18 protein-coding genes are annotated in these 20340 nt (G+C 68.9%); 8 read left to right on the forward strand and 10 right to left on the reverse strand.

The genetic code is table 11. The annotated features are described in order from the left end of the window. Nucleotides 1-68: 68 nt before the first annotated feature. Together ACR9E9_RS09290 and ACR9E9_RS09295 are read right to left on the reverse strand one after the other, a co-directional pair. On the reverse strand, nt 69-746 hold the full coding sequence (locus ACR9E9_RS09290) for an IclR family transcriptional regulator (protein ID WP_435198198.1): 678 nt from the start codon (nt 744-746) through the stop codon (nt 69-71). Between the two features lie 52 nt (nt 747-798). Continuing rightward, nucleotides 799-1563: an alpha/beta fold hydrolase gene (locus ACR9E9_RS09295; RefSeq protein WP_435198199.1), complete on the reverse strand. Its 765-nt coding sequence runs from the start codon at nt 1561-1563 to the stop codon at nt 799-801. A gap of 211 nt (nt 1564-1774) precedes the next feature. Here ACR9E9_RS09295 and ACR9E9_RS09300 point away from each other — a divergent pair, with 211 nt between their 5' ends. From ACR9E9_RS09300 to ACR9E9_RS09330, 7 genes are all read left to right on the forward strand, one after another. Continuing rightward, the gene (locus ACR9E9_RS09300; protein WP_435198200.1) at nt 1775-3256 is read left to right on the forward strand and encodes a Na+/H+ antiporter NhaC family protein; all 1482 of its coding nucleotides are present in this window, start codon (nt 1775-1777) and stop codon (nt 3254-3256) included. A 9-nt stretch (nt 3257-3265) separates the two neighbouring features. Beyond that, nucleotides 3266-4780 (forward strand): amidase, encoded by a 1515-nt coding sequence (locus ACR9E9_RS09305; RefSeq protein WP_435198201.1) that lies wholly within the window; start codon nt 3266-3268, stop codon nt 4778-4780. A gap of 58 nt (nt 4781-4838) precedes the next feature. Continuing rightward, entirely contained in the window at nt 4839-5678 is an 840-nt protein-coding gene (locus tag ACR9E9_RS09310; RefSeq protein ID WP_435198202.1) for a FadR/GntR family transcriptional regulator, read from the forward strand. Beyond that, on the forward strand, nt 5656-6912 hold the full coding sequence (locus ACR9E9_RS09315; RefSeq protein WP_435198203.1) for a DegT/DnrJ/EryC1/StrS family aminotransferase: 1257 nt from the start codon (nt 5656-5658) through the stop codon (nt 6910-6912). The genes ACR9E9_RS09310 and ACR9E9_RS09315 overlap by 23 nt, the downstream gene beginning before the upstream one ends. 60 nt (nt 6913-6972) lie before the next feature. After that, the gene (gene hisD, locus ACR9E9_RS09320) at nt 6973-8277 is read left to right on the forward strand and encodes a histidinol dehydrogenase (RefSeq protein WP_435198204.1); all 1305 of its coding nucleotides are present in this window, start codon (nt 6973-6975) and stop codon (nt 8275-8277) included. Nucleotides 8278-8368: 91 nt separating this feature from the next. Further along, nucleotides 8369-9379, forward strand: a complete 1011-nt coding sequence (locus tag ACR9E9_RS09325; protein WP_435198205.1) for a D-cysteine desulfhydrase — start codon at nt 8369-8371, stop codon at nt 9377-9379. Beyond that, nucleotides 9372-10088 (forward strand): aspartate/glutamate racemase family protein, encoded by a 717-nt coding sequence (locus tag ACR9E9_RS09330; protein WP_435198206.1) that lies wholly within the window; start codon nt 9372-9374, stop codon nt 10086-10088. Before ACR9E9_RS09325 ends, ACR9E9_RS09330 begins: the two co-directional genes overlap by 8 nt. A 10-nt stretch (nt 10089-10098) precedes the next feature. Here ACR9E9_RS09330 and ACR9E9_RS09335 read toward each other — a convergent pair whose 3' ends face one another. From ACR9E9_RS09335 to ACR9E9_RS09370, 8 genes are all read right to left on the reverse strand, one after another. Then, entirely contained in the window at nt 10099-10812 is a 714-nt protein-coding gene (locus ACR9E9_RS09335) for an amidase family protein (RefSeq protein ID WP_435198207.1), read from the reverse strand. A 224-nt stretch (nt 10813-11036) separates the two neighbouring features. Next, entirely contained in the window at nt 11037-12179 is a 1143-nt protein-coding gene (locus tag ACR9E9_RS09340; protein ID WP_435198208.1) for a M20 family metallopeptidase, read from the reverse strand. Next, complete coding sequence (locus tag ACR9E9_RS09345; RefSeq protein WP_435198209.1) at nt 12169-12885, reverse strand: DUF1028 domain-containing protein; 717 nt, start codon at nt 12883-12885, stop codon at nt 12169-12171. The genes ACR9E9_RS09340 and ACR9E9_RS09345 overlap by 11 nt, the downstream gene beginning before the upstream one ends. Continuing rightward, nucleotides 12834-13253, reverse strand: coding sequence for a RidA family protein (locus ACR9E9_RS09350; RefSeq protein ID WP_435198210.1), 420 nt, complete (start codon nt 13251-13253; stop codon nt 12834-12836). Before ACR9E9_RS09350 ends, ACR9E9_RS09345 begins: the two co-directional genes overlap by 52 nt. Before the next feature lie 44 nt (nt 13254-13297). Continuing rightward, nucleotides 13298-14572: a flavin-containing monooxygenase gene (locus ACR9E9_RS09355; RefSeq protein WP_435198211.1), complete on the reverse strand. Its 1275-nt coding sequence runs from the start codon at nt 14570-14572 to the stop codon at nt 13298-13300. 103 nt (nt 14573-14675) lie between these two features. Next, nucleotides 14676-15584 carry a LysR substrate-binding domain-containing protein gene (locus tag ACR9E9_RS09360; RefSeq protein WP_435198212.1) on the reverse strand — a complete coding sequence of 303 codons (909 nt, stop codon included), beginning with the start codon at nt 15582-15584 and terminating at the stop codon, nt 14676-14678. A 78-nt stretch (nt 15585-15662) separates the two neighbouring features. Next, nucleotides 15663-17006 carry an MFS transporter gene (locus ACR9E9_RS09365; RefSeq protein ID WP_435198213.1) on the reverse strand — a complete coding sequence of 448 codons (1344 nt, stop codon included), beginning with the start codon at nt 17004-17006 and terminating at the stop codon, nt 15663-15665. An 844-nt stretch (nt 17007-17850) separates the two neighbouring features. Beyond that, the gene (locus ACR9E9_RS09370; protein WP_435198214.1) at nt 17851-18159 is read right to left on the reverse strand and encodes a hypothetical protein; all 309 of its coding nucleotides are present in this window, start codon (nt 18157-18159) and stop codon (nt 17851-17853) included. 808 nt (nt 18160-18967) lie between these two features. On the opposite strand from ACR9E9_RS09370, the gene ACR9E9_RS09375 reads away from it, so the two are divergent. Further along, nucleotides 18968-20338: an NAD(P)-binding protein gene (locus ACR9E9_RS09375; RefSeq protein WP_435198215.1), complete on the forward strand. Its 1371-nt coding sequence runs from the start codon at nt 18968-18970 to the stop codon at nt 20336-20338. The last annotated feature ends 2 nt before the right edge of the window (nt 20339-20340 follow it).

Genomic DNA, 20340 nt, shown 5'->3' on the forward strand with positions numbered 1-20340 from the left:
TAGTGCAGGGGTCACCGACGGTCAAGGGGGTGGGGGTCGCCGTCGGCGGAGGCGCGAAGGGCGGTTGCTCAGTACAGCCGGGCGACCGCGGTGCGCGCGTCGCGCACCAGCGGCAGGAGCCGGCTGATGTCCAGATCACCGGGCCGGCCCAGGCGGATGACGCCGATCGAGGCCTCCACGTCGGTCGAGGAGCCCTCGCCCGTGCCGATGGCGACGCCGACGGCCCCGGGCTGGACCTCGCCGTCGGAGATCGCATAGCCCTGGGCGCGGGAGCGCTGCACGGCCTCGCTGTCGGTGGGTCGCTCGGGGCGCTGCGCGAGGATCGCCAGGCCGTCGGCGCCCTGCTCGAGGGGGTGGCGGGCGCCGACCTGGTAGCTGATCCCGATGGAGCCGCGTGCGGCCGGTTCGGCCACGGCGATCGCGATCGACTCGCTCCGGTCGGCGATGGCGACGAAGGCGGTGCACCCGCTGCGGTCGGCGAGGTCCTGCACGACCGGCTGGGCGGAGGCGCGGTACTGGGTCATGAAGCGCCCGGCGACGACCAGGGCGCCGCTGCCCAGCCGGTAGAGCCCGTCGTTGCCCTTGGCCACGAGGTGGCGCTGCTCCAAGGTGGTGAGGATGCGATAGGCCCCCGCGCGGTGCACGCCCAGCTCGTCGGCCAGGGCGGCGGGGGAGATGCCCCCGGTGCGCTGCGAGATGATCTCGATCGCCTCGAGGCCGCGATCGAGGGTCTGCAGGGTGCTCATGGCTTCCGGAGTCTACGCAGCACGGGGGCCGCGGCGCGGAGGGGTGACCCGGTCAGTCGCGTACCTGCCCGAGTGTGGCCTCGATGGCCGCGATGAGCGAGACCGGTGCCTCGAACATCGCGTAGTGCCCGGCGTTGGGGATGACGGTCAGGGTGCAGCCGCGCAGCTGCTCCAGCCAGGTGGCGTTCATCGTCGCCTCTCCCAGGGCCGGGTCGTGCTCGCCGACGACGGCGTGCACGGGCACCGAAGGGGTGGGCAGGTCGCCCGCGAAGTCGGCCCCGGTCCAGGAGGTGAGATAGCCGGCCACAGCCTCCGGCCGGGAGTGCTCGCGCGTGAAGCGCACCATGGCGTCGAGCCAGCTCGTGGGCTGCCGGTTGCCGGTGGTGAGGTCGATGATGGCGTGACGGTTGGCGGGCTCCTCGGCTGCACCACCGAAGAGCGCCTGTCCGTCCTCGTCCAACGGAACGCCCGAGGCGGGGACGGGGCTGACCCCGACGATGGCGGTGATCCGCTCCGGGTGCCGGCTGAAGGCACGCAGCGCCATGACTCCGCCCATGGAGTGCCCGACCAGGGCGAACTCCTGCCACCCGAGCTCGTCGGCGAGGGCGAAGACGTCGTCCGCGACCTCGTCCAGCGTGTACTCGCCCTCGACGTCGATGCGTGATCCGTGCCCGCGCAGGTCGAAGAAGGCGACGGTGTACGCATCGGTGTCGATGAGCTCCGGCAGGAGACCCCATCCGTGCGCGCCACCGAACCAGCCGTGCACGGTGATGACCTTGGTGGGGCCGCTGCCCACGACTACCGGGTTGATCGTCATTGATCGGGTCCTCTCGTCCGCCCGGGCGCTGCTCGCCTGAGGGCCTCGAAGTCTACGCAGCGGATCACCGCCCGAGGGGGAGTGGCGTGGCGTGACCACGAGCCCTTGACACTCACCGGCGAGGGTCCTAAGTTGCCTGACAACCCGACGGAGTTGTCAGGCAAACTGTCTGAACACCCACCGATTCCGGGATTGACAGTGTTGTCTGACGATGGGAATGCTCATGGGCGCGTCCAATGAAGACCGGCCCGAACCCGGCACGCGAGAGTCCGGTTCGGACGATGTCGCATCGGAGCAGAAGCTGCTCATGTGGGGTGGGCCGCTCACGGCGCTGGTCCCCGCCGCCGTGCTCGTGGGAGTGCTGCTGTGGTTGTCCCTGGCGGAGCGTGCCGCCATCTCCAGCTTCTGGGTCGGCGGCTGGGCTGCCGTCGTGGTGGGGCTCCTGCTGACGAGGACCCCGCGCGAGTTCGCCGGCACCATCGTCCGCGGACTGTCCAACCACACCGGCGCCGTGATCATCCTCGCGTACCTCTTCGCCGGCGTCTTCGGCGAGCTGTTGGCCGAAGGGGGCCTGGTCAACGGCCTGTTGTGGTTCGGGGTGGAGACGGGGACCAAGGGCGCCGCCTACGCGGTGCTCGCCTTCGTCCTCTCCTGCATCTTCGCGGCCGGCACGGGGAGCAGCGTGGGTGCTGTCCTGGCCCTCATCCCGGTCCTGTTCCCGACGGGCGTCGCCCTGGGCGCCGACCCGACCATGCTCGCCGTCGGCATCATCGCCGGTGGTGCCTTCGGCGACAACATCGCACCCATCTCGGACACGACGATCGCTTCGGCCTTCACCTCAGAGGCGGAGATGGGCGACGTGGTCAAGTCCAGGTTGCCGCTGGCCCTGATCTCCGCTGCCGTGTCCATGGTCGTCCTCGCCTTCGTCGGCGGCGGCGGGAGCACCACGACGAACAGCATCGACGTGGACGCCAACCCCGTGGGCCTGCTGATGATGATCCCCTTCTTCGTCGTCATCGTCCTGGCCATGAAGCGCGTCAACATCGTGATCTCACTGATCTGGGGCAGCCTCTCGGCCGTGGCGATCGGGCTGGTGACCGGGCTGCTCAAGCCCGGCGCGATCTTCGCCATCCCTGCCGAGCGTGGGGACTCCTCCGGGATCATCGAGGACGGCATCACCAACATCACGGGCGCCATCGTCCTGGTGCTGTTCATCCTGGCCGTGGCCCAGGTGATGACGGAGAGTGGCCTGATGCTCAAGCTCCTGCGGCGGCTGGAGAAGAGCGCTGCCCGAGGAGTGCGGAGCGCGGAGCTGATGATCGCGGGGATCACGCTGCTCTTCACGATCCCCCTCGGGGCCAACGCTCCGGCGATCCTGTTGGTCGGTCCCACGATCGGGCGTCCGCTGGGTGTGGACAAGAACCTGCACCCTGCGCGGATCGCCAACCTCATGGACTGCGCCGCCAACACGGTGTTCTACATGCTGCCCTGGCACAACGCGGTGATCATCTGGTACGCCACGATGGTTGCCACCGCGGCCCAGTACAGCCTGCCGTTGCCCTCGATCGCCTCGGCCTTCCTCAATCCGTACGCGTGGACGCTGATCGTGGTGCTGCTCATCTCGATCCTCACGGGGTGGAACCGCTGGTATGCGGACGACCCCGAGCACGCACCGGCGCCGTCGGCCTCGTGAGTCACGCTCATGGATGAGTCGTCGCTGAAGGCCGTCGCGGACCGGTTCGGTCTGGACACCCGCGACCGCACGAGGGTGTGGCAAGAGCGTCTGGCGCAGGACGAGCCGTTGTTCGACCTCGTGCGCTCCTGGGAGCCGGCGGACGGTCCGCGGTCCCCGGGCGGGAGGAGCCGGGCGGCCACGGTGCACCGATTCGGGCCGACGCCTCCCTCCTGGGCGCTTCAGCCGGGCGAGACGATGGCCTCCCGCGTCGAGGAGGCGCTGTCGATCATCGAGGCGAACCCGGACGCCCACGCGTTCACCTGCGTGTTCGCCGATGAGGCCCGAGCGGCGGCCCGGCGGCTCGATGAGCGTGCCCGGACTGGGGGTCGGATGGGGGCCTTGTACGGCGCCACCGTCGCGGTCAAGGACGTCATCGGTGTGGGCGGCCGATCCGTGACGGGTGGAACCCGTGCCCTGGAGACCGGGGTCGCCGAGTGCGACGCCGAAGCCGTCCGCCGACTGCGGGCCGCGGATGGTGTCCTCATCGGGATGACCAACCTGCATGCCTTGGCCTACGGCCCCTTCAGCACCAGCAGCGACAGTGGGTCGGTGCGCAACCCCCTGCGCCCCGAGGCGGTTGCCGGAGGATCGAGCGGGGGATCGGCAGCCGCTGTTGCGATGGGCGCCGTGGACCTGGCGCTCGGGACCGACACCGCCGGCTCGATCCGCATCCCCAGCGCCCTGTGCGGAGTGGTCGGCCTCAAGGGCACCTACGGTCGGGCGCCGATGGACGGGGTCTGTCCGCTGGCGCCGACCCTGGACCACGTCGGCCCGATCGCCGCCACGGTCCACGATGCGGCAGTGGGGTGGGGCGTCCTGACCGGGGCGCCGCACGGGGCCGCGATGGAGCGAAGGGAGTCACTGGAGGGCGTGGTCATCGGCGACCTCGGCGACGACATCCGCACCTGCGTGGACGCGAGCGTCCTGGCGGCTCTCGACTCCGCGCTCGCGACCGCGGTGCGGCTGGGAGCAATCGTGCGGCCCGTGAGCGTTGCCGACCTGGGCCGCGCGCCCGGGGCCATGCTGTGCACGATCGGCCCGGAGGCCCTGGATGTGCACGGCGACCTCCTGCGCGCCCGGGCATCGGCGTTGCCGGAGGACGTGCGGCTCCGCCTGGAGGCGGGTCTGTTCGTCCCCGCGGTCGACTACGTGCGGGCACAACGACTGCGCGCTCGATTGGGCGACCAGCTGTCGCACGCGCTGACCGAGGTCGACGTCGTGCTGCTGCCGACCGTGCCCATCATCGCCCCCGCCGCGGACGCCCTGGACCTCACGGTGGGCGACGGGACGTGGACCACCCGCGCGGCGATGTCGCGCTTCACGCTGCTCGGCAATCTGACCGGGCACCCGTCGGTCTCGATCCCGTGGGGCCACGACCGTGCGGGCGGGGGGGTCGGAGTCCAGCTGATGGGTGCCCATGCGGATGAACCCGGTGTGTTGGGCATCGCCCACGCGCTGGAACAGGGGCGGGTGCCGACGTGACCTGGTGTAAGATGACAGACAACTTGGCAGGTCGACAGCTCCTTCGAAGGAGGGTGTGATGGCAGAGTTCCAGTCCCTTGAACGCAACCGATCGGTGGCGGTGCGGATCGCCGAGCAGGTGGTCGCGCGGATCCAGTCGGGAGAGTCCCCCGTGGGGACGCGGCTCCCGTCGGAGACCGAGCTGGCGCGCCAGTTCGGCGTGAGCCGGCCCTCGGTGCGAGAGGCGCTCGGCGCGTTGCAGTTCGTCGGCTACATCGACTCCGTCCGCGGCTCCGGGAGCCGGGTCATCAGCCGCACTCCCCACCTCGCTTCGCCGGACGCGCCCACCGAGGTCACCTCACGCGATGTCCTGCGCTTCTTCGAGGCTCGCCTCCTGCTGGAGCCACAGGCGGCTGCGGTGGCCGCTCGCGACCCGGACCTGGACAAGCTGGCCGAGGCCGAGGAGCTCATCGATGCGATGGAGCTCGTCGTGCACGAACCCGCCATGCACGGTGAGACCGACCTGCGCGTCCACCGCGCCCTGGCCGAGGTCTGCCGCAACACCTTCGTGAGAGAGCCCGCGCTCCGGCTCCTGGACGTGCTGGCCTCCCCGCCACTGCGCCCCACCCGCGAGCGGGCGTGGACCGATCGTGAGCTGCCACCGATCTGGCACGGCCAGCACCGCGAGACCGTGGAGGCCATCCGCGCACACGACGCACTGGCCGCTGCGGAGTCCACCTGGCACCACCTGGTCTCCTCCGCGCGCAACGCCCTCACCGTCGTCGACGGTGACCCGGGCGTCGACCAGCGCGCGATCGAGGACTTCACCGCGCTCCTGGAGGGCGGACTGTTCGCCTCCGCGTTCATCCTCAACGGCCCCGGGGGAGGTGGCGCGCATGTCCGCGCTGTCACGGAGTAGCGCCCACGGCGCGCGCTCGACCCGGAGTGCGCCGGCGCGGTTCGACTTCGACCTCACCCAGCCGGACCCGATACCCGAGGTGGGGATCACCCGGGCCATCGAGTTGATGCGCAGCGGTCGGCTCTTCCGCTACACCGAGTTCGACGGTGAGCACGGCAACGACGCCGCCGACCTGGAGGTTCGATTCGCCGAGCTCGTGGGACGGCGCTACGCCGTGGCCGTCAACTCCGGCGGTGGTGCGATCTTCACTGCGTTGCGGGCCTGCGGAGTGCAGCCGGGAGATCGCGTGCTCCTCAACGGCTACACCCTGGCGCCGGTGCCGGGTGCCATTCATCATGCCGGCGCCGAACCGGTTCTCGTGGAGATCACCGAGGACCTCACCATCGACCTGGCCGACCTGCGGCGCAAGGCTGAGGCATCCGGGGCCAGGACGCTCCTGCTCTCCCACATGCGCGGTCACGTCGCCGACCTCGATGCCGTCGCTGCGCTGTGTGATGAGCTCGGCGTCGACCTGATCGAGGACTGTGCGCACACCCTGGGGGCGGACTGGGCCGGTCGAGCGACCGGAACGTTCGGGCGGGCCGGGTGCTTCAGTGCGCAGACCTTCAAGCACCTCAACTCGGGTGAGGGCGGGTTCCTCGTGACCGACGACGACGAGGTCGCGGCGCGGGCGATCCTGCACTCGGGCAGCTACATGCTCTACGAGCAGCACCGCGCCCGACCACCGATGAGCGTCTTCGAGCCGCTGCGGGGGCAGGTCGCCAACTACAGCCTGCGCATGACCGCGTTGGCGGCGGCGCTGATCGAGCCGCAGCTGGATCTGCTCGCGGAGCGGGTCGAGCGGATGAACCGCCTCTACCGCGAGCTCGAGCTCCTCGTGGGCGACATTCCTTTCGTCCAGCTGTGCCGACGCCCGGCCGAGGAGGGATACGTCGGCAGCTCCTTCCAGTTCGCGCTTCCCGGTGTGCCACCCGAGCAGATCGCCACGGTGGTGCAGATCGCCGGTGAGTACGGACTACCCGTGAAGTGGTTCGGCGAGCCGATCATGCGCGGCTTCACCAGCCGCCCTGCGCAGTGGGAGTACATCGGACCCGACCAAGAGCTCCCTCGGACCGAGGGGATCCTGGCCACGTTGTGCGACCTGCGTGTTCCGCCGTCGATGCAGCTGCAGCACTGCCGTGTCGCGGCCGACATCATCCGCTTCGCGGTCGAGGAGGCCACCGGCCCGGCGTGAGCCGGGCGCGGACTCCCGGTCCTCGACCGCGACCACCATCCACCAGAACAGGAGACACCCATGCCCATCACCTATCTCAAGCGTGCCCAAGGCACTGAGCCCGTCGACATCTCGTCCACGACCCGCACCGTCCAGGACATGCTCAAGCGGCTGGAGGAGCAGGGGGAGTCGGCGACCCGCGACTACTCCCGTCAGTTGGACTCCTGGGATCCAGAGAGCTTCGTGCTGAACGAGGAGCAGATCGCGGCGGCGGAGCGTTCGCTCCCGAGCACGGTCAAGGAGGACCTCGACTTCGCGCACCGTCAGGTCCGCGCCTTCGCGGACCGGCAGCGCGAGAGCATGAGCGAGTTCGAGGTCGAGCTCCACCCCGGTCTGATCACGGGTCAGCGCAACATCCCGGTCAACGCCGCGGGGTGCTACGTGCCCGGCGGCCGATACGCCCACGTGGCGTCGGCGGCGATGAGCATCGCCACCGCCAAGGCCGCGGGCGTTCCCCACGTGGTGGCCTGCTCACCGCCGCGGAAGGGTGAAGGGATCCACCCGGCCACCATCTACGGGATGTCCTTGGCAGGAGCCGACACCATCATGTGCCTGGGGGGCGTGCAGGCGGTGGCGGCCATGGCGTTCGGGCACTTCACCGGTCACCGGGCTGCGGTCCTCGCAGGCCCCGGCAACCAGTACGTGGCGGAGGCGAAGCGGCTGCTGTTCGGTCGCGTCGGGATCGACGTCGTGGCCGGCCCGACCGAGGCCCTGGTGCTCGCCGACGAGACGGCCGATCCGTGGGTCGTTGCGGTCGACCTGATCAGCCAGGCCGAGCACGGGCTGGACTCGACCACCATCCTCATCACGACCTCGCGCCGCATCGCCGAGGAGACCCTCGCGCTGATCCCGCGAGCGGTCGACCAGCTTCCCGCGGAGTCGGTGGCGGCCCGGGCGTGGGAGAGCTTCGGCGAGGTCATCGTGGCCGACACGCGCGAGGAGGCCGCCACCCTGGCCGACGAGTACGCGAACGAGCACGTGGAGGTGCACGCCGCCGACCTCGACTGGTGGCTGCAGCACCTGCACAACTACGGATCGCTGTTCCTCGGTGAGGAGACCACCGTGAGCTACGGCGACAAGACGTCCGGTCCCAACCACATCCTGCCCACCCGCGGGGCCGCTCACTACACGGGTGGCCTGTGGGTCGGGAAGTTCATCAAGACCGTGACCTACCAGCGGATGACCCGTGAGGCGAATGCGCAGATCGGCCGGGTCGCGGCTCGCATCTCACGCATCGAGGGCATGGAGGGACACGCCCTCTCCGGTGACGTGCGTCTGCAGAAGTACTTCCCCGACGAGGCGTTGGAGACCGCCGTCGAGGGGTGAGCCCCGATCGCACCGCCCCGACACCGTCCCGACCACTCCCGGATGGCCCCTCCATCCGGGCCCTGTACACCACACGAGAAATGAGGCACTCATGCACCTGGCCCGCATCCCCCGTCGTCACTACACGGATGGCCGTACCCCGATCGAGCCGTTGCCGCGGCTGAGCGAACACCTCGGCGGCCCCGACATCTACATCAAGCGCGACGACCTCCTGGGTCTGAGCTCTGGTGGCAACAAGACGCGCAAGCTGGAGTTCCTCATGGCCGACGCCCTGGCCCAGGGCGCCGACACCATCATCACGACCGGCGCCGTGCAGTCCAACCACTGCCGGCTCACCCTCTCCGCTGCCGTCAAGGAGGGCCTGAAGTGCCACCTCCTGCTCGAAGAGCGGGTCGAGGGTTCCTACGACGAGAACTCCAGCGGCAACAACCTGCTCTTCCGGCTCCTGGGCGCGGAGTCCATCAGCGTCGTCCCGGGGGGTTCCGACCTCATGGCCGGGATGGAGGAGATCGCCGAGCAGGTGCGCCAGCGGGGCGGCACGCCGTACATCGTGCCCGGCGGCGGTTCCAACGCGCTCGGTGCGCTCGGCTACGTCGCCTGCGCGGAGGAGATCCTGGCGCAGTCCTTCGAGGCCTCCCTTCCGATCGACCACGTGGTCTGCTCCAGCGGTTCCGGTGGCACCCACGCCGGGCTGGTGGCCGGATTCCACGGCAACCAGAGCGGAATCCCGGTCACCGGGATCAGCGTGCGTGCGGAAAGCGCACCGCAGGCGAGCAAGTTGCACGCGTTGGCCAACGAGACCGCCCGGCTGGCCGGTGCCGACCGTGAGGTGCCGGCAGAGGCATTCACCGTCGACGACGGCTATGTGGGGCCCGGCTACTCGTTGCCCACGCGCGAGATGACGGCTGCGATCCAGACCTTCGCCCGGCTGGAGGGCATCCTGCTCGACCCCGTCTACACGGGAAAGACCGCCGCCGGGCTGATCGGTCTGGTCCAGCAGGGGCACTTCGCCACGGACAGCAACGTGCTGTTCATCCACACGGGTGGCTCCCCGGCGCTCTACGCCTACCCCGACGCCGTATTGGCGACGGACGGTGCCTGAGCCGCACGCGCCGATCGGCGCCCGGGTGGTCGGTGTTCTCGGGGGGATGGGGCCCAGCGCCACGGTGGACTTCTACGCCAAGCTGGTGCGGCACACGCCCGCTCTGCGGGACCAGGACCATCTGCCGGTCGTGATCTGGGCCGATCCCACGGTGCCGAGTCGTCAGGACGCGCTGTTGGCCGGTGGTGCGGACCCGACCCCGTGGCTGGAGGAGGGTGTGCGCCACCTCGTCGACGCGGGCGCGCAGATCGTCGTGGTTCCCTGCAACACCATCCACGCCTATCTGGGGCCGGTGATGGCAGACCAGCCAGTGGAGTTCATCAGCATCATCGACACCACCGTGGAGGCGATCCGCCTCCGGGGCACCCGACGGGTGGGTCTGTTGGCGACGGACGGTGCCCTGGCTTCGGGCATCTTCCAGTCGGCGTTCGACGCCAGCGGCATCGAGTGCGTGCTCCCGCGTCCGGAGCAGCAGCAGAAGCTGATGCGACTGGTCGAGGCCGTGAAGGCCGGGCCGGTGGAGCATCGGATGCGTGCCCAGGTGGCGGAGCTGCTCGCCGACCTCCGGGAGCAGGGTGGCGCCACGACGGTCGCCGGCTGCACCGAGATCTCGACCCTGCTCAGTGACCTGGACAGCGACGAGGCCGATGTCATCGACCCGGCCCTGGAGCTGGCGCTGCGCACCATCGAGCGGGCCACCCCCCGCTGAGCGGCGCCGGTCACCGGCCGGCCACCGCCGCCTCCATGGCCGCACCCACGCGGTAGAGCACGGCGTCGTCGCCGGGTGCGGTCATCAGCTGCAGTCCGACGGGCAGGCCGGCGGAGCGGTCGACGGGCAGGGACATCGCGGCGAGGCCGGCCAGGTTGGCCTCGACCGTCCACCAGTCCGTGCGCGGCCGCGCGAGCGGGTCGTCCATCCCGTGCCGACCGAGCGGCGGAGCGACGAGGGGCACGGTCGGGCTGATCATGAGCCGGCAGCGGGTGAGCACCTCCCGGGCGTCCGCGCTGATCCGGCGGCGAAGGGAGTGGGCCTCGGCGAGCTCGTGCGTGCCGCTGAGGCGCTGGCCGATCTCCAGTCGGCTGCGGGCCTCGTGCCCGAGCCCGCGGCCCTCGTGCTCGCGCAGCACCGGGATCGCCTCGACCGAGGTCACCGCCAGGTACACGTCGAGCAGGTCACCGAAGCAGGGGACGCTGACGTCGACCACCTCGGCACCGAGTCGCTCGAGCTCTCGCACCGCGGAGTCGAAGGCCGTGAGCACGCCCAGGTCGTTGCGCTCTCCCGACATGGGCACGACGCGGCCGATCGTCCACCCGGTGAGGTCTCGCTCCCTTCGTCCCCGACGGGCGGCCGCGGTCAGGGTGCCGGGGAGGCCGGCCATCACCTCGTGCAGCGTGGCGGCGCCGCGCGCGGCGTCGACGCACACCTCCAGCATCGCGACCAGCAGCTGCGCGCCCAGCCCTTTGCCGTGGAGTGTGCGGCCCAGGGCCAGTCGGGCGATCAGGTATCCGGGAAGCGTGGTGTCTCCGACGGCTTCGGCACGACTGTGGCTGCTCGGGGCGTTCTGTGTGGGTTGGACTGCCGCCTACGCGAGCACGCTCTGTGACTCGTCTTCGCCCCGGTATGGCATGGAGGGTCTGGGCGCATGCTTCCCCCTGCTCAGCTCGACTGCCACCCTTTTGCCAAGTCAACGGCGGTCCACGCGAGCGCAGTGGCTCCGTCGACCAGCGTCCGCTCGGCGACCTCACCGACGCAATGGTCGGCAAACTCCTTCTGGTGGTTCAGCACGGGGAAGCAGTCCAGGCCGATGTAGGGGTGGATGGCCGGCACGACGTGGGAGACGTTTCCCATGTCCGTTGAGGCCCGGCACATCTGGGCCTCCGGGCCGCCGGTGACCAAGGTGCGGCCGAGGTCGGTCGCGTTCTGTGAGTACAGCTCTAGCGCGGCCTCGTTCGTGCGGAAGTGGGCGTAGGGCTGGGACTCCGGCTCGATCTCCACGTCGCAGCCGGCGGCAAGGGCCCCCGCCTCGAAGCAGCCGCGGACCTTCTCCTCGGTCTTTGCTAGCTCGTCGAGATCCTCGGCGCGCACGTACCAGCGTCCCGTCGTGGTCTGGGGGATCGCATTGGGGGCTTCGCCGCCCGAGGTGATGATCCCGTGTACCCGCACGCTCGGCGACAGCTGCTGGCGTAACAGTCCGATCGCGACCTGGGCGATCGTCATGGCATCGGCGGCGTTGCGCCCGTGCGTCGGGTAGGCGGCGGCGTGTGCGGCCTTACCCGTGTAGCGGATGGTCGAGTGGGAGACGGCGAAGGGGGCGGCCCGCGCCACATCAACCGGGGCTGGATGCGCCATCATCACGAAGTCGAGTCCGTCGAAGGCTCCTCGGTCGAGCATCTCGATCTTGCCGCCGCCGCCCTCCTCGGCGGGAGTGCCGAAGACCTCCACGGTCAGGTCAAGGGCATCGGCGTACCGGGCGAGCGCGATCGCTGCGCCGGTCGACATGGCGGAGATGAGGTTGTGTCCGCACGCGTGTCCGATGCCGGGTAGGGCGTCGTACTCGGCCATGAATGCGACGCGACGGCGACCAGAGCCTGCTCGGGCGTGGAAGGCCGTCGGTAGTTCGACGATTCCGTCCGTGACCTCGAACCCGTGGCGGCCCAAAAGCGCAGAGACCTTCCGCGCTGACTCGACCTCCTGCCATGCGGTCTCGGGGTTGCGGTACAGATCCTCGGAGAGGGCGATCAGTTCGTCGCGGAGCGCGTCGACCTCCACGCGGACGTGCTGCTTCACTTCATTCGTCACCGGGCACCCCATAGGCGGGCGCGGAACTCGGGTCGATCCCGCGGGTCACGTAGTCGGCGCGCTGTGGCAGCCAGACGTCCAGCAGCCTCTCGAGGTCCGCGATCGGTGAGTCGCTCCAGTCGACGCGCAGGTCCGTCTCCCACCAGCCGGCGTCCCGGACGACTGCCAGACCGGCCGAGTGCAGGTCACCGGCCTCGCCGCCTGCTACCAGACCGGCCTTGAGGCCAGCGAGCAACCTCACCTCGAGCTCGCCCGAGGCGGCCTCGAAGCCCTCCAGAACCGCGTCGACGACTCCGGGGTTGTCGAGCAGGTTCCCCGCGGCGGCCGCCTGCTTCGACGTGCGCGAGTGGTGGGTGCCGAGCGTCTTCGGTCCGGAGTGCACGGCAGGTGGGCCGGTCGCCCCGAGGACCACGATCTGGCGGTAGTCGAGGGTGTTGTCGTGCTCGGACAACGCACGCACCGCCTCGTCGGCGGCACCCCCGTGCGTCAGTTGGTCGAGCAGCCAGCCGCCGAACCGGGGGTCGGTGATGTTCTGGGAGGCAACCGCCCCCACCCCACCACGCAGTTGAAGGCATCGCGCCGCGACGCAGGGTGAGGAGGAGGCAACGGCCATACCGAGGCCGACGGAGTCATCTCGGGCGAGGATCGAGAAGGTCACTTCGTGCCCGCCGACAGGACGGCGGTAGCGTCGATCTCGACCAACCACTCCGGGCGGGCCAGCGCGTCGACGACGAGGCCGGTCGAGACAGGGTGGACACCCTTGAGCCACCGTCCCATGACCCGGTAGACGGTCTCGCGGTAGCGGATGTCAGTGAGGTAGACGATCACCTTGACCACGTCCTCGAGCTCACCACCGGCCTCCTCGAGAAGCACAGCGATGTTGGCCATGGCCTTCTCCGCCTGGGCTTCCACGTCGCCGATCCCCACGCTCTCGCGGGTGTCCAGGTCTTGGCCGATCTGCCCGCGCAGATAGACGACCCCACCGGCGACCACGGCCTGGCAGAGGTCGTTGTCGAGGTCCTGCTCAGGGTAGGTGTCCTTTGTGTTGAAGGGGCGGATGCGAGTGTGCTTCATGGGGGTTCCTGTCTCTCGGGGGGCGTGAATGGTGGCGGTGTGTGCTACTGGCCCACGGCACCCACCGCGGAGCTGGTGGGTTCGTACGCGCGGTAGCTTCGCTGGATCATGATGTGATCGGTAAGGAAGCGCGCGTCGTGCCACACCCCCCAGAGGAAGCTGGAACCGCGGCGGGACTGCCAGGGCAGGCCGAGGAAGAAGATCCCGGGCTCGGAGGAAATGCCGCGCTGGTGGTTCGGCCGCCCCTCGTCGTCAAAGGCATCGACCTGCAGCCACCCGTAGTCCTGGGTGAAACCGGTCGCCCACACGATGGATGAGACGCCGGCTTCGGCCAGGTCCAACTCGGCGAGCGGGCTCCTCATGCACGCAGGGTCGGCCGTCAGATGGTGCGCCTCCGGTTCCTCGGGCAGGTCGAGGCCGTTTCGCTCAACGTACGTATCGGCCTCCTGCAACAGGGAGATGTAGTTGGCGTCGCCCGCGTCGATGTTCGACTTGAGGTCGTCCCGGATGAGGATCTTCCCGTCCTTGTACCTGTCGGCACGGCCGAGGAGGTTGATGCCGGAGGCGGCCAGCATGCGGAAGTCGACGGTGTGGCCGCCCTGCGCGCCGCTGACGGCGATGGTGACGTGCTCGGCGCCCTCGGGCGGTGTGGCCGCCTCCCACTTGTTGAGCACTCCGAGCCACCAGACGAAGTCGCGACCACGGTAGCGGCGTGGAGGACGGTCGTGCGGGCCCACCGCGAGGTACACCTCGCGACCGGCCTGCCGCAGCTCGTCGGCGATCTGAACACCGGAGGATCCGGCCCCGACGACGAGGACTGCCCCGGTCGGGAGCTGGTCCGGGTTGTAGTAGGTGCTGGAGTGCAGCTGGCGGACGCCCGCCTCGTCGGGGACGACCGCGGGGATGACCGGCTTCTGGAAGGGGCCGGTGGCGGCAACCACGTACCTGGTGTCGATGGGGCCTTGGGATGTTTCCACGCGAAAGCCTGGCCAACCGTCGCGTTTTGTCACAGAGGTCACTTGGACACCGCAGCGGATAGGCGCGTCGATTTTCTCTGCGTACTCCGCAAGGTAGTCGGCCACTTCCCCTTTCGTGGGGAAGGCGTCCGGGTGGCAGTCGAACTCGAGGTTTGGGAAGCGGTCGTGCCATGCCGGGCCGTTGGCCACGAGGGAGTCCCACCGGGAGGTTCGCCACCGCTCGGCGATGCGGTCACGTTCGAGGACGAGGTGCGAGATGCCGTTGTGACCGAGGTGCTCGCTGATCGCGATCCCGGCCTGGCCCCCGCCCACGACGACGACCTCGGTCTCTGCTGTGGACATGTGTGTACCTCCGTGAGCGGTTCGGGTTTAGATCAACCGTACGGAGGCGAGACCTCGGAAAACCAGAATGGATTTCCGGGGTGGGTATCGGTTGACCCGATACCTAGTCCATGAGATCGACGGCCATGCGCAGGAAGGTCGTCACCCTCTTGCTGGGCATGCGGTCTCCCGGCGTCACCGCGACGACGTCGAGGCCCTCGTGCCGCGTAGTCAGTTCCTTCGTCACGTAGGGGAGGCCCTCATTGCTGAGCGTGCTCCTCGGACGCTGGCTGAGGAGGGAGTAGCCGGCGCCGCGGGCGACGAGGCATCTGACGAGTTCCGAGTTTGGGGTGCGGAATCGGACGTTTGGAGCGGCGCCCTCGGCCTCGAAGACAGACAAGAAGTACTGGTCACCCGGTTGGAGGTCGAAGAGTATGTACGGGTCCCGGGCCAGGTCACGAAGCGAGATCGAGTCCACCCCCGCGAGGCGGTGGTCCGGGTGCAGCAGGACGTAGGGAGGCACCGCCGTGAGCTTGGTGGCCGTGTGACCGAGTTCCGTCAGCTGATTGCGGAACCGGTAGGCATACATGACGGCCACGTCGCTCCTCCCTTGGTCCAGCGCCGAGAGCAGGTCTCCCTGCGAACCCTCGGAGAAGTTCACCTCCACCGCTGGGTGGCGCTGCATGAACTCGGTGACGACCGCGGGTAGCAGCATGGGGGCGATCGTTGAGTAGCACCCGATGTGCAGCTCCCCGGACAACTGACCGCTCAGGCCTGCCGCATGTCGTTCGAGGTTCCCGACATCCCGGATGAGGCGTCTGGCCTCTGCAAGGACCACCTCTCCATCCCGGGTGAGAGCGAGTCCGCGTGAGTGCCGAACGAACAGTGTGATCCTGAGGATGTGCTCGAGGTCGGCGATCGCCGTCGAGACTGTCGACTGGGAGATGTGCAGCGCCTGGGCAGCGGCGGTGACGGTGCCGTACTCGGCCACGGACACCAGATAATCCAGTTGTCGTAAGGTCACGTTCAGCATGAGCACTCCCGTCGTCGTTTGCCCACGACGAAGGCCGTGGGTTAGCGACAACCAGCCCACCGGCCCATCGTCGTCGGATCAGTCTACGGGGGCCGGGGTTCGGTTCGGGATGGCTAGGTCGGACTCGTGGAGAAGGTCACTCCCCTGCGTCTCCGGGATCGTCATCACGGTGAGGAGACCGATGAAACCGATGACGATGAGTGTGTAGGCGGGGACCATCGGGTCATCGGTGATCGAGATGAGCCACGTGTTGATGTAGGGAAGCGTCCCGGCGAAGAAGGCTCCAGCGATGGAGTAGGCCATCGATAGACCGCTTTGTCGCGTCCGGGTAGGGAACAGTTCAGCGACTGTGGCCGAGTGCGTCCCGAGGATGATCGCGAGGATGGCCGCAAGGCCACCTGTGGCGACGAAAGCGGCGATGTCCGATCCCTGTCGCATCAGGAGGAAGAGGGGGATGGCGCCGCAGATGAGCGACCCAGCGGCGGTGAAGAGAACCGGCTTGCGACCGAAGCGGTCCGAGGCGATGCCGGACAATGGGATGAGTCCGATGGCCACGAGGGAGGCGACCGTCGACAGCAGGGCTGCCCGGTCCGCGTGAATGCCCACGATCTGTTCTTGGTAGGTGATCAGGTAGACAAGGACCACGTAGAACGTGCAGTTCATGAAGGTCTCGATGCCGATCGTCTGGAAGAACTGCTTGCTGTTGCTCCGGAAGACCTCGGTGACTGGTGACGTCGGCACGGTGTGAAGCTCTTCGAGAGCGCGGTACTCGGGGGTGTCCTCCACCTTGAGGCGGATGTAGAGGCCGACGAGGGCTAGGGGAACGGTCAGCAAGAAAGGGATGCGCCAACCGCCGGCGAGGATGGCCTCCTGGCTCATGGACGTGTGCAGGGCCCACACGACGAACGAGGCAAGCAAAAATCCGAGAACCGACCCTACTTCGATGGACGAGGTCCCGAAGCCGCGTCGCTTGGGCGGGGAGTACTCCGCCAAGAAGGCGGCTGCCGAACCGAACTCTCCACCAGCGGCCAGACCCTGGATGATCCGGGCAACCACCAAGAGGACCGGCGCCAGGATGCCGATCGATTCATAGCTCGGGATCAAGCCGAGCAGGAGGGTGCCGGCGGCCATGGAGACGATGACGAGCGAGAGGGTCTTCTTGCGTCCGAAACGGTCGCCCAGGTGGCCGAAGAAGACCGAGCCGATTGGACGCACGAAAAAGGCGATCGCAAAGACTGCGAAGACCGAGAGAAGGCTGGCGGTGCCGTCTTGGTTGGGGAAGAAGATCTCGGCGATCGTCGTGGCCATGTAGGCGTAGATGGCCCAGTCGAACCAGTGCACGAGGACACCGATGGAACCAGCAACAACGCTGCGGCGTAGCCCCTTCTGGGTTGTGCGCGCATCTGCGAGCGGGGTAGCCATGGGGAACTCCTACGTCATCGGGGAGGGGGCGCAAAGCAGCGTAGGGCGGGCTCCATTCGTTCAACCAGAACGAAAAACCGATACGCCCCCCGGTCTTGTCGATGGCGAAGGAGTGAGAAATTGCTCAGTTGCAGCTCTGGGTCCGGGACCTGGGTGCCGCACACCGACGACGAGGAAGGGGGATGCCGCCAAGGGGTCAGCAGACCGGCGCTGTAGGTGAAGACGGGCAGCTCATCGATGAACTCGTTCGGCAGCTGGGATGCCATCTGGTAGCCAGGGCTAGCGACGGGTGATTCCGTGCGCGGACACCCGGTATGACCGTCAGGAGGCGCGAGCAGGGAGCACGTGGAGTGTCCCGTCCTTGTGCTTCTTCACGTCGATGACGACCTCCGTCCACGCAGCAGTGGTGGCGGGGCCTTCGCCCAAGCCCTTGAGACGGTGGGAGGTCCCGAGGATTTCGTCGACCTGCCTTCGGGTCATCACCTAGTCGCGGAGACGCTTGGAGGGTCCTAGTTCCAGGGTCGAAAGCTGTCCACTCCCTGAAGGACGATGACCCGGCGCTTCAAACGCGATGGCGAGGGCGGGTATTTCGACGTGGGCACGGAACCTACCGCCTTGAGTGCCCATGCCGGGGAACGATGCCTCGAGGTCGGCCAGTTCGACGCGAGTCGACGATCCCAGCCAAAGAGTCTTCCCACTTCTAGGCGCGTCGGGTGGCCGTCTCCGTTGCCCTGCCGACGGCGCGCACGGCCGAGGCGAAACCGAGAGAGGCGCCCACCCTGCCGCGGTCCAGCAGCAGCGCGGTGGCCTTGCCCATGGAGTCGCGATATCCGTCGAGCTCCGGTCATGAGACCAAAGGAGCGGCAACCGCCATCGCGCCGCCAGCAGCGTCGGTTCTCGCGGCGCGCGTACCCGCGGCGCCAGCGGTGGCCCGCTCGACTGGCATGAGGGTGGACTTGGCGACCGTGAGGCCGGTCGTCTTATCCACCAAGTTGTCGTGCACGCCGGTGGCAGCGGCCTTGGACGGCATCGACTTCACCGGGCCTTTGCCGACCCGTTCCGCAACCTTGGCCGGAACCACCATCCGGTTGATCACCTCACTGGACTCGGCGACTGGAGCCACTGCCGGCACGTCGTGGGCATGCTCGGACACAAGTCGCGCACGCTCTCGGGCAAGGGGCCTCGCCGCCTCCAACGGGAAACCGGACGTACGGTTGCGCCTCTTAGGCAGGGGGTGGGCTTCCAGAGTGCCCAAAGGGCTCCGACGAGAACGTGTCAAGCGCTGACCGCAGTTCAGCCAAGTGCTCCTGAGTGAGCGTGTCGGCGACCGGCACCGTGGGCATGGTGGGGTCGTCGCCGGTGGCTAGCGTCCAAACGGGCATGTTCTCACTGGAGTGGTTGCTCATGGATCTCCCTCGTGAGGGTCCAAACAACAAGGTTAGGAGGGACAGCCCGGCGCTGAACGGTGAGGCCGTCCTCGCCGGCGAGCAGTTGGCACACTCTACTTTGTCATCGTCACGTCTTCCCACGGCCGCGACCTTCCGATACAGCGTTGCCGGCCGCCCCCGCGTCGCGGACGACCGCACGACGTCTCACTTCGACGCCAGGCGGAGGTATGGCTTCATACGACGCGCGAAGTTGTCCTTGAGACATCCCTCCTTGGTGACATGCACAAGGTCTCCCTTCGCTTTCGCGAGTTCCGCCGCTGGCATGGACACGGAGTGCGCGACGGAGATCGCCCAGGTGCGGTCGTCGCGGTCCGGGTCGTCGAAGAGGCGCCGCAGCCGCGGGGGCGGCCGGCAACGCTCGGCTGCATCCCGCCCTGCGTTCGAAGGTGTCAGCGACGGTCGGTCGGTCACCGGTTCATAGAACTCGGACTGTGGTCGGATCTCTCGAGACGGCGCACGGCGATGGGTGGGACAGTGCTTGACCGGGCGCCGGGGCCGGGTGAGGGTGGGCGCGTGAGCATCCTCGAGGCGGACCATGTCGTCGTCGGCGCCGGTGCACTCGGGATGGCCTTCACCGAGGCTCTCGTCGACCACTCCGGGGCCCGAGTCGTCATCGTCGATCGACGCCCCGCACCCGGTGGCCACTGGCTCGACGCCTACCCCTTCGTCCGCCTGCACCAGGCCTCGGCGTTCTATGGCGTGGCCTCCACGCTCCTCGGCGGTGGACGCCTGCAGGAGCACGGTCCCGAGCGGGGACTGCAGGAGCGCGCCACCGCGGAGGAGATCCGGGACTACTACGAGTCCGTCCTCGCGAGGCTCGTGGCCACCGGGCGCGTGACCTTCCTGCCCCGTCACGAGTGGACGGGTGACCGCTGCGTCTCGCTCGTCACCGGGCAGGAGCACGAGGTGCGTGGGCCCGCACGGGTCGTCGACGCCCACTACCTCTCGCCCGCGATCCCGGCGGTGACTCCTCCTCCCTTCGCCGTCGGGGAGGGGGCCCGCATCATCACCGTCAACGAGCTCGCACAGGTCACCGAAGCACCGTCGAAGTACGTCATCGCCGGCTCCGGGAAGACCGCCACGGACGCGTGCACCTGGCTGCTGCAGCAGGGGGTGGACCCGGGCAGGATCTGCTGGGTGCGCCCACGGGACCCGTGGATGCTCGACCGTGCGGTGATCCAGCCCGACCCGGGCACCTACCTCGGGGCCGCCGCCGACATCATGGAGGTCGCGTCCACGGCGAGCTCCGCCGACGAGGTCTTCCTCGGGCTCGAGGAACGCGGAGTCGTGATGCGGATCGACGAGGGGGTGCTCCCGTCGATGGCCCGGACACCCACCCTGGCCCGGTGGGAGCTCGACCTGCTGCGCTCCGTCGAGGACGTCGTCCGGCTCGGGCACCTGCGCTCCGTCGAGACGGCCCGGCTCGTCTGCGACGAAGGCACGGTGGAGATCCCCCGCGACTCGCTCGTCGTGCACTGCGCCGCGCAGGGAGAGCGCGGCCGACCGACCGTGTCGATCTGGCGTCCCGAGGTGATCACCCTGCAACCGGTCCGGGCCGGCTTCCCGTGCTTCGGCGCGGCCCTGTCGGGTTACGTCGAGGCGACGGTCGGGACCGATGAGGCAAAGAACCGGCTCTGCCCCCCGTCGCCGAACGCCGACACCCCGAGCAGCTGGCTCGCGATGCAGGCGCTCGGGGGCCGTGCCGAGGCCGCCTACACCAGTGACCCGGACCTGCGCAGGTGGGTGAGCACGGTGGCCCTCAACCCCGCCCGCGTCCCTGCCGAGCTGGCGGACACGGGGCCGGTGCGCGAGGCGCAGGCCCGACTGGAGGTCCACGGCGGCCCGGGACTGTCGAGGATGGCCGCGCTCGCCGGGATCGACTGACG

Origin of the sequence: Janibacter sp. GS2 (assembly GCF_051200835.1) — a bacterium.
In the GTDB taxonomy this organism is placed as follows: domain Bacteria; phylum Actinomycetota; class Actinomycetes; order Actinomycetales; family Dermatophilaceae; genus Janibacter.